Here is a 12,353-nt window from a genome sequence, read left to right as displayed (position 1 = left end):
ACACGTTTTTTCTGCATTTGAAAGAAACGGAATTTCGTTTTAATCATCGAAACAATAATTTATATAACATCTTGCTGAAGCTCCTTCGAGAAGATCCTCTTTGAGTCGTTTGCTTCACTAGACCCTTAATTTTTACGAGAAGGCTTTCTACAACTATAACAAAATGATCAGAGATCATAGAACTTTTGGGTATTTCCTCCCATAACCATGGCCTGTTCTTCTTCAGAATATACTTTAATATATTCCTGGACGCCGGCAATGACTTCGCTGTATTCAGCAGCCAATGTACAAACCGGCCAATCAGATCCAAACATTAGGCGTTCTGGGCCAAAAGCGTCAAAAATAATATCGAGGTAGGGCTTCAAGTCTTCGGCTGTCCAATTATGCCAGTCGGCTTCAGTAACCAAGCCAGAAATCTTGCAATAAATATTGTCATGTTGGGCCAATTCTCGCGCTCCTTCCTCCCAGGGATCGATAACCTTTGCTTTAATTTTGGGCTTTCCAATATGATCTAATACAAAGGACTGCCCCGGAAAATGGTTCACAAATTCAATGGTGGCCGGCAACTGCCGCTCATAAATTAAAATATCATAGGTTAAACCATAATCATCCAACATTTGGATCCCCTTCAGGAAATTAGGCCGCAATAGAAAGCGATCATCGGGCTCATCCTGTACAATGTGCCGCAGCCCTTTTAAAGCCGGATTACGGCTATAGTGCTCCAGTTTTTTGGGAAAGCTATCCGCTGCAATATCCAACCAGCCTACCACCCCCTTGATAAACGAATATTTGGATTGCAGATCCAGTAAAAAACGGGTTTCTTCCTCCGACTGATCGGCCTGCACCGCCACACATCCCTCCACCTTTTCATTATCCAACAATTTTTTTAGGTCTGGAGGCATAAAATCGCGCCGGAGCTTCTTCATCTCTTCATTAATCCAGCCGTGCTTATCTACATCATAATTCCAAAAATGCTGATGGGCGTCAATCTTTTTCATTCAACCTATGGATTCATTCTTAAAATTTATGTTCCAATGGCACGTATTTTATAGACAGCCTCTCAAGAATCCAAAATATTTCTCTCTCCCTCCCTTTATCTGTTAACTCATCAACCTTTCCCAAAATACTATTTTGAGTACTTCAAAAATCCAGCCCGTCATACCTCTTACTTTCATTATTTACTGCTAACAAGCAAAAAAATGTTAAATGCCATAAAATTTGTATCTTTAGATGCTTATTTTAAGCTGATATACATTTAATTAACCTATAAAAATGAAACGGTACGGTTCTTTACGCTGGATTTTATTAGCGGCCGGTCTGATTGCTATTCTGGGCCTTACCGGCATGAATGTATACTCCTTATATCAACTGCATCGGAGTACCATCGAAGCGGACCGCCAGCCCAAAAAATTGCAGGTTGCTGAGTTCGCTGACAAAGTACGTTATCGCTTCTTTAAGCCTTTTTGGGGATTGAGCAGTACAAACATGGAGCGGTTTAAAGCCCAGTTTCAGAAAAACAATCAGTTTACGAACGAAGTCAACAAACGAGTTCGTCAGGCCGCGAACGACTCTATTTTTACCAACATCTACTTTATTCCTTCCAACTCGGGCAGATGTAGTCAGTTTGAATCTATTTTACGTTATGAAGCCGAACAGGAAAAGTTTGTCTGGGATTCAAACTACCCCAATACAGTGTGTGATGGAATGGGTATTGCCCGTACTCAGATGAAAGCGCTCGTTAAAGATTATGAGTACAATAATAAAGCTATCTTTGACACAAACCGCAGCATTACTATTGCCTTTGTTGATCCTTCGGCGCATACTATTTTGGGATATTTGACAATGCCAATCAACCAAGAGTATTTGAAGGAACATTATCTACACAATGAATTGGCTGAACACTTTGGCCCTGAGAAACAGACCGGTATGCAGGTTTGGCTGCGGGACTGGACCAACAATGAAATTATTGCGAGTAGCCATCCCAAAGCGGCCTATAGTAACGATCAAATTCAATACAAACAGCGATTCCCAGATTTTTTTGACAACTGGAAACTGGAGGTCGCCTTTACAAACTCTTCCACGGTAGAAGCATCGAATGCTTCGCTGCTTAAAAACCTGATCGTGCTTGGGGCAGCGGTACTTCTTTTGCTCGGGGCACTTGTCTTTATGTTTATCTCTGCCCAAAAAGAACGCGCCCTGGCAGAACGACAAGCGGGCTTTTTGGCGAACGTCACTCACGAGCTAAAAACCCCCTTAGCTGTAATGCAGGCTGCTGGTGAAAACTTGGCCGATGGTCGTGTTAAAGACCAAAATCGTCTTAAAAGCTACGGAACACATATCTATAATGAGGCCGTTCGGCTTCGTAAGATGATCGAAAAACTCCTCGACGTTGCCAAGTCGGATGCTGGCCAGTCATTGATTGAGCCCAAACCGGTTAGTCTTAACACACTGGTTAACGACTATATTGCAGAGCATAAAACCTATATAGAAAATAAGGGTTTTAGCCTGCATACATCCATCGCTGATGATGTACCAATGACCATGATTGATATCGATAGCTTTGAAACCATCCTCGGCAACCTGGTAGAAAACGCCCTTAAATACAGCCGAGACGAACAGTATATTGGCATATTTCTGGATTCCAATAATAATGAGGTCACGCTTACCGTTGAGGACCATGGTATCGGGATGTCCCCGCAAGTAAAAACACATATCTTTGACAAGTTTTACAGAGGTGAAGATGCTATGACAGCTCAAACCAAGGGACACGGCCTTGGGCTATCCATTGTGAAAAGCTTAACGGAGCTCAATGGTGGACAAATTACTGTTGAAAGTGAGGTAAAAAAGGGATCGACCTTTAAAGTCATATTCCCCATTCTGGTTGACCCTCCGCCCTCTGCTCATGAACAGCTTTCTTCCGATGGAAACAAAGAATTATCATCTGCTTCTATAACACAGAATTAACACTATGTCAGCAAAAAAAATTGTTATCGTTGAAGACGAACCCAGTCTTGTCTTTACCCTCGAAGATACTCTTGAAAACGAAGGATACGAGGTGTTCGTAGCCAAGAAAGGCGACAAGGCCGTAGAGATCGTCAAAAACGAAAATCCCGACTTAATGATACTGGACCTGATGCTACCTGGCATGAGTGGCTATGATGTTTGCAAAAAGGTTCGTTCAATGAACTATACTTTTCCGATCATTATGCTTACGGCACGAGATCAGGAAATTGATAAAGTAACGGGACTAAACATCGGGGCTGATGACTACATGACCAAGCCCTTTGGTGTCAAAGAGTTGTTGGCCCGCATCCAGGCTCGTCTGCGACGGTCGGATCAATACTCCAACAATACTCCCATGAATGAAATCAGTTTGGGGGATACCTACATTGACCTGCAGAATGCCGAGGCCGAACATCCTGAAAAGGGAGGCGTAGAATTAACAACCCGTGAAGTGGAACTTATTCGTTACCTCGCAGCCCATGCCAATGAACCCGTTTCAAGAGATGCCCTCCTTGAAAATGTGTGGCGCTATGAGTTCAGTACCAATACCCGCACTGTGGACGTTCACATTTCAAAACTTCGTTCCAAAATTGAAGTCCATGCCGATGACCCCAAATATCTGGTAACGCTGCACGGTGTAGGTTATATGCTCAAAATGAATTAGGCCATGCTATATACGCTCTTCAACCAACAGTTTGGAGAGTCTCAGGCATCACCTTTTCTATTTAAGCCTGCATCTTTATTGACTCTAAGCGTACATTATTAGACTGATAGATCAGACGCTATGATTCAGTTGTCCGAAAGTACCGCTCTCTTTTTAAAATCCTGTACGAATAAAATAAAGTTTTTAATTTGGGACTCCAGCAACTCTTGCTGAAAATCATCCCGAATCCCCTCTTTATCATCAAAATTATCGCTCACTCGCGGAATAAATACCCGTTCTGGAAAAATATGGGCATTACGGTAGCCAACAACCTGCTGAAGCTGCTCCACAGCTCTCAAAGCACCAAAGGCTCCATTTGCCTCACCCACCAGAGCCACCGGCTTCTTTTCTAGACTTTCAGGAAACGGAAAGTAATCGATATACAGTTTCAAGATACCCGGGTAGCCTCCATTATATTCCGGACAGACGATAACGAGACCATCAGCAGCAATGGCCTGTTCCACAAATTCATCGACGGCGGGAATTCGCTCTCCATATTTACCACCACTTACTTTTTCGACCGGAAAGTTACGCAGGTCTATAATGTTTGCTGATACTCCCTGATGCCTGTATTTCTTCTGGAGGTATTCAGAAATGCGGAGGGCATTTGAACCCGGTCGGTCGGTTCCACTGATGATACGTATATCAATCATGATACAATTTTATTGGATGTATAATAACATTAAAGATACCATTTCTATAGCAAAAGTTGGCAGGCGAATTATATTTACCTGAGTGAATACTACTCACTTAACCTTAAATAAAAAGTCCAAAACGCCCCTAGGCAAAATATTTTTACTTAAGAAGCAGTATTTATATAAATTAATTTTTTATTGAAGTCAATTAGCTTTAATTTACACCTTCAAAAACAGGAACCACTTAAATTATATAGCCTAAATGAGGAAATATCTTAACTATATTTTGACTACAGGGATACTTCTTCTTTTGCAAGTATCCGTTGCTATGGCGAGTGACATTTCCAAATCATCGGCTGCCGAGGTACTTCAGGCAGCAAACGATAAGGTATTTATCGACTTACTCTGGGTTATGATTGCCGGCTTCTTAGTTTTTTTCATGCAGGCTGGTTTTGCCCTGGTTGAAACCGGTTTTACACGAGCTAAGAACGTCGCCAATATCATGATGAAAAACATGATGGACTTCGGCGTGGGCACTATTATATTCTGGGCCGTTGGCTTTTCCATCATGTACGGCACAGATGTATGGGGCTTATTTGGCTTTAGTAATTTCTTTCTTTCCGATGCCTTGCAAGCTGATGGCTCCCTTGACACCTGGCTGTATGCCGAGTGGTTTTTCCAGGCCATGTTTGCTGCTACTGCTGCTACGATCGTTTCAGGAGCAATGGCAGAGCGAACAAAATTTACCGGTTATCTTATCTATACGCTGTTTATTTCTGCTATCATTTATCCCGTTGTGGGGCATTGGGTCTGGGGTGGTGGATGGCTGGCAGATTTAGGATTTTATGATTTTGCAGGATCCACCGTTGTACATGGCGTAGGAGCGTGGGCAGGTCTCATGGGTACTTATATCCTTGGTCCGCGAATAGGTCGATTCGTTAATGGCAAAGCCAAGCGCATATCGGGCCATAGCGTAGCACTGGGCACCCTTGGGGTTTTTATCTTATGGCTCGGATGGTTTGGCTTCAATCCGGGCAGCACACTGGGAGCTGACCCCTCCTTTGCCCGCATAGCCGTCACGACTAATCTTTCTGCTGTTGGTGGGGCCCTTGCCGCCATGCTGATCGCCTGGTATAAAACAGGAAATCCGGACTTGGGCTACACTCTTAACGGAGCCTTAGCAGGACTTGTAGCCATCACGGCCGGCTGCGCAGTAGTATCTCCTGCTTCGGCCGTAGCCATTGGCTTTATCGGTGGTGCAGTCATGTTTTATGGCACTCGCTTCTTAGAAAAAATTCAGATAGATGATCCCGTGGGCGCTATTCCGGTTCATGGATTTGCAGGTATCTGGGGAACACTCGCTGTAGCCCTTTTTGCACAGCAACCCTACTCATCTTCGTTTGAAGGCCTATTCTTTGGTGGCTCTGCCTATCAGCTACTTATCCAAGCCGTGGGTATCACAGCCGTGTTGTTATGGACTATTGGAACCGCCTACTTAGTATTCAAAGTAACCAACGTAACACATGGATTACGGGTTTCAGAAGTCGAAGAACTTAATGGACTCGATCAAAATGAACACGGTATGACGGCCTATCCGGACTTTTTTGGTGTCGATGAAGTGCGGGACATGATGGACCTTGATATAGAACAAGAACTAACGCTCGTAAAAGAGGAAAAGCTCAAAATCGACCTGTAACAATAAAGCTTTTAACATATGAAGTTGGCGGATAAAGGGGCGTTGTTGTGGAGAGGCAGCGCCCTTATTTTTTATCCTTCATATACGCTTCCTTAATTTTTTGAAGCCTCTTCCATAGTTTACCTTCTCTGCCAATGTTCCCTGGCTCGTACCATTGTAACCCCTCAGCCTCTTCCGGCAAATATTGTTGTGGAGCCCAATGATGATCATGCGAATGAGGATAGGTATAATCATCTGAAGCATTCTCTACACCTAGATAACGAGATTGTTTAGAATTGGCCGTCTTATCACGCAGATGAGGCGGAACAGTGCCAATGCCACTATGCTGAACTTCTCTGCGTACCGAAAAAATAGCTCCGGTACTATTACTTTTAGGAGCTAAGCATAAATAAATACAAGCATGTGCCAGAAAATATAAACCCTCGGGCATACCGCATTTTGTAAAAGCCTCATGCGCCGCATTTACCAGCGAAAGAGCATGTGGGTCAGCCATACCTACATCTTCTGAGGCCAAGATAAGCATTCTCCGGAACAGAAAATTGGGATCTTCTCCCCCTTCGAGCATAGCCGACATCCAGTAAAGTGCAGCATCAACATCGGAACCCCGCATCGACTTAATGAATGCCGAGGCAAAGTGATAATGTTCGTCACCAGTACCATCGTAGCGCACACTTCGTTTCTGGATGCATTCTCTGGCGATCTCCAGGTCAATATGGATGACTCCGTTCTCATCAGCATCACTTGACAACACTGCTACTTCCAACGCATTTAAAGCGTTACGGATATCTCCGGCCGCGAATTCTGCCAGATGATCTTGAGCAGGCTTAGTAACTTCAACATCTTTCTTACCCAGGCCTCGTTCCTCTTCTTCAAGCGCCCGGTCAATCATCAGCAGTACATGCTCTTTCGTGAGATCATACAGCTCGAAAAGCTGGCATCGAGATAGCAGCGGACTTACCAAACTGTAAAATGGATTTTCGGTAGTTGCTCCTATTAACGTTATGACTCCAGACTCCAGGTGTGGTAGCAAAGCATCCTGTTGCGCTTTGTTCCAGCGATGAATTTCATCCACAAAAAGAATGGTCTTTTGCCCATTCATCTGCTGTATCTTTTCAGCTTTGGCAACCACTTGTCGTAAATCCTTAATACCATCTAACACAGCATTAAGTACCGTAAACTGGGCATTGATCTCTCGCGAAATTACATGAGCCAATGTCGTTTTCCCTGAACTTGGAGGGCCATAAAAGATAAGCGATCCGATGACCCCTGACTCAATCATACGTCGAAGCATCTTACCTTCTCCTACAATATGCTTTTGACCTACAAATTCCTCCAGCGAACGGGGACGCATACGGGTAGCCAGTGGTTCATGAGGATTCACGAAATCACGCTGCCCACCTGTTGTAGTATTTGAATCTTCGTTAAATAAATCCATGATTCAGTTTTGATCAGCATTAAACCGAAAGGTAAGGATATAGCATCAGCCAGTCTAAATTTATTGCAAATAAGGTGAGCGGCTTCTAATACTTTCTATTTCATGTTAAATACAATTACCCCGGAGTTGCGACGGACATGAACCTGATCTCAGAATGCTTCAATCATTAATTAATTAAATTATTTAAGTTAATAATCCTTTTTTATTTAAATATTAGTCGATTAAATATTTATTTTATTCCGATTTATTTGTAGTATATCCATTCTTATTAATAAAATTTTCAGGTTCAATGAACACAGATCGCTCCGTCATATATGACAATCATGGACGACCGATTACCTATCTTCGTCTGTCAGTGACCGATCGATGCAATTTGCGATGCAAGTATTGTATGCCGGCATCGGGGATCAATTTTCTGCCACGCAAAGAGTTGCTCTCTTACGAAGAGCTTGAACGGCTTATCTCTATTCTCACAAACCTTGGAATATCTAAAATCAGAATTACTGGTGGTGAACCTTTCGTTCGTAAGAATCTGATCGACTTCTTTTCAGTAATCAGCAAAAATGACAAGCTGGAAAAAGTTGCCTTAACCACAAACGGCACTCTTTTGGCGCCCTATATCTCTCGCCTGGAAGAAATGGGGATCACCTCTATCAACCTTAGCCTTGATACTATCGATCCGGATCGTTTTAAAAAAATCACACGCAGAGATCAGTTTGATCGAGTCATGGACTCCTTCCATCTGCTGAACGAAAGCGCTATCCCTTTCAAAATCAATACTGTTGTGATGGAAGAACACAATATCGAAGATATCATCCCCCTGGCCGAACTGACTAAAAAATATCCGATTTCTGTTCGCTACATAGAAGAGATGCCCTTTAATGGATCCGGAGGAAATGGCCCGGCACTGACCTGGACCTATGATAAAATTCTATCGCACCTTAAAAGTCGTTATCTAAATATTAAGGAAATACCCGCTGGTCCGCATTCTACTTCCACCAATTATCAAATTCCCGGATACCGGGGAAAAATTGGAATCATTGCGGCATTTAGCCGAACATTTTGTGGCAGCTGCAACCGCATCCGGGTCGATTCTAAAGGCACATTAAAAACCTGCCTCTACGACAATGGCGTGTTGAACATCAAAGAAGTTATGCGTGGTGGAGCTACGGATAAGGAAATCAACCAGCTATTTCGCCATACTTTTAAAAACCGTGCAAAGAATGGTTTTGAAGCCGAAAGAAGGAGAACCCAAAACCACAACCCTATTGAGGAGTCCATGGCTCTGATTGGTGGATAAACAGCCTTCCCCTTAACATTAAACTTATGTTTCGTTTAGCACTATTCATAACGCTCCTGATATGGCCCCATTCCGTGCATCAAGATGACGCAGCTCATTATGATGGGAATGATCAAATAACCGTGGCAGTGGCAAGCAGCCTCACCCTTCCATTGGAAGATATTGCACGGCATTTTGAAGATAAGTTTAACACAGAGATTGCTCTCACCTCCGCTTCTTCCGGGGTCTTGACGGCCCAAATAATCCATGGAGCGCCCTATGATGTGTTTGTATCAGCTGATATTGCGTATCCTGAGAAACTACACCGCTTGAAAAAAACATTAGGCAGCACACAAATTATTGCCTTGGGCTCTCTGGTCCTGTGGAGTAAAACAGATTTTGAGGAAGAACAAGCTCTTTACGCTCTTGCCAACAAAAATGTTCGAAGCCTGGCTATTGCCAATCCGGAATTAGCTCCTTTTGGGGTAGCCGCAATCAAATGGCTCAAGGAAAAAAAGCTATACGAAAAACTTCAGTCCAAACTGATATATGGCGAAAATATCGGGAGCATCAACCAGTTTATTGCATCAGAAGCTGTAGACATGGCTTTGACTTCCATTTCAGCCCACAGTGCTTCCCAACTCCGTGAAAAGGGGTATTGGCATAAAATAGCCGCCTCAGAAATATCAGGCATTCCACATGGAGCGGTCGCTATTAAGCAAGACCATTCGGAAGAGGCAGCCCAAAAATTTCTGCGTTACCTTTTCAGCAAAAACGCACAGCAAGTGTTTGGCCATTATGGTTATATAAACCCCAAAAAAGATCGTTGACATGACTCCTTTTTGGGATCCCTTCTTACTTAGCCTTCAGCTGGCTGCCGTTACGACGGTATTACTGCTGATCATCGCCCTACCTATTTGCTACGGGATATTCTTTTATAGCAATCGAAGCACGCCGATATTAAAATCTCTGGTCAGCCTTCCCTTGGTCCTCCCGCCCACCGTACTGGGATATTATCTACTCATCGCCTTTCGACCGGAGGGCCTATTAGCAAATATCATACCTGGAACCAATCTGGCCTTTAGCTTCGAAGGGTTAGTAGCAGGATCTATTATTTTTAGCTTCCCCTTTATGGCCAACCCTATTTTATCGGCGCTTGAGAGCACCTCTAAAAACCTAACACAAGCGGCCTTTACGCTGGGTAAATCTAAATTCGAGACCTTCTTCTATGTTTTATTGCCCAACATTAAGCCTTCCGTTATTATTGGTGCCGTAATGGCTTTTGCCCACACTATTGGTGAATTTGGAATGGTATTAATGATCGGTGGCAACATCCCCGATGAAACGCGTGTAGCCTCTATTGCTATTTATAACGAAGTAGAAAAGATGAGCTACGCTAATGCTGACCTTTATGCATTGGTACTACTGTTTTTTTCTATGGTTGTCCTGCTCTTTATCTATGGTTTCCAATACCAACAGAAAGCCAAACTATTTTGATACAGCTATCTGCATATAAAGAGCTAAACCCGGATGGCGCTACGCCCTCGGTAGACCTCCAGCTGACAGTTAACCCGGGAGAAAGACTGGGGATCATGGGGCACTCTGGCGCCGGCAAAACCACACTCCTTAAAATATTGGCAGGCCTTATTAAGCCCGATCACGGCCAACTTTATATCAATGGCAAACCCTGGATGGATACAGAAAAAGGGATCTATCTGCCTCCACAGAAACGCAATATTGGATTTGTCTTCCAGGAATATGCCCTCTTTCCCAACATGACGGTGCAACAGAACCTGGAATTTGCTTTTTCGGATCGTATAAATCAGTCTCGGTTACGTGCCATTATCGAGATGTTAGGCATCGCATCGGTTAGCTCCCAAAAACCGGCAACCCTTTCCGGGGGACAGAAGCAGCGCGTAGCCCTGGGACGCGCGCTCATTCGTGACCCTGATTTGCTACTCCTGGATGAACCTCTTTCGGCGCTCGATCCTGCAATGCGCGGGCAACTCCAAAAAGATTTGAAGAGGATCACATCCCAATTTGATGGAACCATCGTGCTTGTATCGCATAATCCCATAGAGTTAATTGAACTTACGGATCGGGCTATCATCCTCGAAAATGGTACTATTACTGCGGATGGTCGCCCATCGCAACTCTTAAGTCGCGGGGCATCAGCTAAAGCCGGTGCTGCTAAAATTATTGATATTCTCCCCCAAGAAGAGGTACTCATTGCCAGATCTGCCCATGGATTGATACACATTCCTTACTGCCCATTTGAGCATGCAGATTTAGACGTTGGAGATCAGGTTACACTCTCCGCTAAGAATATAGAAATCAAAAAAGAAGGCAACCTGAGCATATAGTGTAATAAGCATTAGTTACAGGTGCTTGTATAAATACAGCGGATAAGCCTGCCCCTTCTTAAAATGACTCTGCTGTTCGGGAAGCTCCAAAAATCCGTCTCCGCGGCATAGATTGGCAAAATCACTGGATCCTTTACCTTTGACAGGCGTTGCTTCCAAGACGCCATCCTTTCCGCTCTGGACCTGCACTTGCAAAAAATAGGTCAACTCCTTTTCGAAGGTAAAATCCTTCGTAAGCTGTGCTATCAACGGCTTGTTTTCAATGCCCACCTGTCTTTTTAACCATGGCTCCACATATCGGTAATAACACATAAAGGTGGATACCGGATTACCGGGCAAAGCAAAAACGACGGCCTGCTCTGAGGTGCCAAACCAAAGCGGCTTACCCGGCCGTTGACGCACCTTATGAAGGTGTTTTTTTACTCCGCATTCGGCAAGAACTTCAGGAATATAATCCAGCTTACCCTTCGAGACGCCCCCGCTAAGGATCACTACTTCAAATGCTTCCAGTATTTCTTTCAAGCTCCTGCTTATTTCTTCCTTGTTGTCTCTTAAATGGAAAAGCTGGGCATCTATATGTAAACCCTGCACAGCTGCTGAAACAGCATACACATTGGAACGGCGTATCTGATGCGGAAGGGGCTCCTCATGAATGTCAACCAGCTCGTCCCCAGTAGCAACGATAGCAACCCTTGGCGGACGAGTAACTTTTAAGGACGACTTACCAACCGTAGCAGCAACTGCTATCTCTGCCGGACTTAAAACTATTCCTTCATCAACCAATATCTTGCCCTTGGGCCTATTCGTTCCTTTAGGATGAATATTTTGGCCTTTCTTTTTAGGAGGCCGATTGATAACAGCCACCTCTCGGCCTTTGACTGTTTTAATACTGACATCTTCATATCGAATAACCGTATCTGTATTTGGGGGCAACATAGCTCCGGTCATAACTTCCAGGCAATAATCGTCCTTTTCCAATGAGTGTTGAGGATCACCGGCTTTTTGCAGTCCTGCTACTGGGAAAGTTGTTTGCCCCTCCTTCCATTGATCGTACCTTATAGCTATACCATCCATCATCACCCGGTCGAAGGGCGGCAAATCCCGATCAGACCTAATCACTTCCTGCAGAACCCTCCCCGCTGCCTCAGCAATAGCAACTTCTTCAACTTCTGGTTTCAACCGGGCTTTCCGGATGATTTCCTCAGCTCTTAGCACTCCTATCATAAAACAAAACTTATT

At 44.0% G+C, this 12,353-nt stretch carries 11 protein-coding genes and 1 pseudogene; 8 read left to right on the top strand and 4 right to left on the bottom strand.

Features of this window, described 5'->3' with window-relative positions; translation table 11 throughout:
• A pseudogene (locus tag J6I44_RS20010) lies at window positions 1-104 on the top strand (IS1595 family transposase); the annotation flags it as partial.
• A 63-nt stretch (window positions 105-167) separates the two neighbouring features.
• On the opposite strand, the gene J6I44_RS20005 reads toward J6I44_RS20010, so the two are convergent.
• The gene (locus J6I44_RS20005) at window positions 168-998 is read right to left on the bottom strand and encodes an amidohydrolase family protein (protein WP_265768048.1); all 831 of its coding nucleotides are present in this window, start codon (window positions 996-998) and stop codon (window positions 168-170) included.
• 274 nt (window positions 999-1,272) lie between these two features.
• Here J6I44_RS20005 and J6I44_RS20000 point away from each other — a divergent pair, with 274 nt between their 5' ends.
• Window positions 1,273-2,964 (top strand): sensor histidine kinase, encoded by a 1,692-nt coding sequence (locus tag J6I44_RS20000; RefSeq protein ID WP_265768047.1) that lies wholly within the window; start codon window positions 1,273-1,275, stop codon window positions 2,962-2,964.
• Window positions 2,965-2,968: 4 nt separating this feature from the next.
• Complete coding sequence (locus tag J6I44_RS19995) at window positions 2,969-3,667, top strand: response regulator transcription factor (RefSeq protein ID WP_265768046.1); 699 nt, start codon at window positions 2,969-2,971, stop codon at window positions 3,665-3,667.
• A 125-nt stretch (window positions 3,668-3,792) separates the two neighbouring features.
• Here J6I44_RS19995 and J6I44_RS19990 read toward each other — a convergent pair whose 3' ends face one another.
• On the bottom strand, window positions 3,793-4,359 hold the full coding sequence (locus tag J6I44_RS19990) for an NADPH-dependent FMN reductase (protein WP_265768045.1): 567 nt from the start codon (window positions 4,357-4,359) through the stop codon (window positions 3,793-3,795).
• A 244-nt stretch (window positions 4,360-4,603) separates the two neighbouring features.
• Here J6I44_RS19990 and J6I44_RS19985 point away from each other — a divergent pair, with 244 nt between their 5' ends.
• A complete protein-coding gene (locus tag J6I44_RS19985) occupies window positions 4,604-6,037 on the top strand; it encodes an ammonium transporter (protein ID WP_434084242.1) in 1,434 nt (477 codons plus the stop codon).
• A 64-nt stretch (window positions 6,038-6,101) separates the two neighbouring features.
• Here the strand turns inward: J6I44_RS19985 and J6I44_RS19980 are convergent, their stop codons facing one another.
• On the bottom strand, window positions 6,102-7,472 hold the full coding sequence (locus tag J6I44_RS19980; RefSeq protein ID WP_265768042.1) for a replication-associated recombination protein A: 1,371 nt from the start codon (window positions 7,470-7,472) through the stop codon (window positions 6,102-6,104).
• Window positions 7,473-7,761: 289 nt separating this feature from the next.
• Between J6I44_RS19980 and moaA the strand changes: the two genes are divergently transcribed.
• The 4 genes from moaA to J6I44_RS19960 are packed head-to-tail and all read left to right on the top strand — an operon-like array spanning window position 7,762 to window position 11,114.
• Window positions 7,762-8,772, top strand: a complete 1,011-nt coding sequence (moaA, locus tag J6I44_RS19975; RefSeq protein ID WP_265768041.1) for a GTP 3',8-cyclase MoaA — start codon at window positions 7,762-7,764, stop codon at window positions 8,770-8,772.
• A gap of 26 nt (window positions 8,773-8,798) precedes the next feature.
• The gene (gene modA, locus J6I44_RS19970; RefSeq protein WP_265768040.1) at window positions 8,799-9,581 is read left to right on the top strand and encodes a molybdate ABC transporter substrate-binding protein; all 783 of its coding nucleotides are present in this window, start codon (window positions 8,799-8,801) and stop codon (window positions 9,579-9,581) included.
• A 1-nt stretch (window position 9,582) separates the two neighbouring features.
• A complete protein-coding gene (modB, locus tag J6I44_RS19965; protein ID WP_265768039.1) occupies window positions 9,583-10,248 on the top strand; it encodes a molybdate ABC transporter permease subunit in 666 nt (221 codons plus the stop codon).
• Window positions 10,245-11,114, top strand: a complete 870-nt coding sequence (locus tag J6I44_RS19960; RefSeq protein WP_265768038.1) for an ATP-binding cassette domain-containing protein — start codon at window positions 10,245-10,247, stop codon at window positions 11,112-11,114. The genes modB and J6I44_RS19960 overlap by 4 nt, the downstream gene beginning before the upstream one ends.
• Before the next feature lie 15 nt (window positions 11,115-11,129).
• Here J6I44_RS19960 and J6I44_RS19955 read toward each other — a convergent pair whose 3' ends face one another.
• A complete protein-coding gene (locus J6I44_RS19955) occupies window positions 11,130-12,338 on the bottom strand; it encodes a molybdopterin molybdotransferase MoeA (RefSeq protein WP_265768037.1) in 1,209 nt (402 codons plus the stop codon).
• Window positions 12,339-12,353: the final 15 nt, after the last annotated feature.

This window comes from Fodinibius salsisoli (assembly GCF_026229185.1).
Classification (GTDB): Bacteria; Bacteroidota; Rhodothermia; order Balneolales; family Balneolaceae; genus Fodinibius; species Fodinibius salsisoli.
Note: the sequence above shows the minus strand (reverse complement) of the source record. Positions and strands in the feature narration are given on the sequence as shown.

Coding starts and splice junctions, on each gene's coding strand:
- J6I44_RS19980 (WP_265768042.1), bottom strand. CDS start 7,472: ATGGATTTATTTAACGAAGATTCAAATACTACAACAGGTGGGCAGCGT.
- moaA (WP_265768041.1), top strand. CDS start 7,762: ATGAACACAGATCGCTCCGTCATATATGACAATCATGGACGACCGATT.
- J6I44_RS20005 (WP_265768048.1), bottom strand. CDS start 998: ATGAAAAAGATTGACGCCCATCAGCATTTTTGGAATTATGATGTAGAT.
- modB (WP_265768039.1), top strand. CDS start 9,583: ATGACTCCTTTTTGGGATCCCTTCTTACTTAGCCTTCAGCTGGCTGCC.
- modA (WP_265768040.1), top strand. CDS start 8,799: ATGTTTCGTTTAGCACTATTCATAACGCTCCTGATATGGCCCCATTCC.
- J6I44_RS19995 (WP_265768046.1), top strand. CDS start 2,969: ATGTCAGCAAAAAAAATTGTTATCGTTGAAGACGAACCCAGTCTTGTC.
- J6I44_RS20000 (WP_265768047.1), top strand. CDS start 1,273: ATGAAACGGTACGGTTCTTTACGCTGGATTTTATTAGCGGCCGGTCTG.
- J6I44_RS19955 (WP_265768037.1), bottom strand. CDS start 12,338: ATGATAGGAGTGCTAAGAGCTGAGGAAATCATCCGGAAAGCCCGGTTG.
- J6I44_RS19985 (WP_434084242.1), top strand. CDS start 4,604: ATGAGGAAATATCTTAACTATATTTTGACTACAGGGATACTTCTTCTT.
- J6I44_RS19990 (WP_265768045.1), bottom strand. CDS start 4,359: ATGATTGATATACGTATCATCAGTGGAACCGACCGACCGGGTTCAAAT.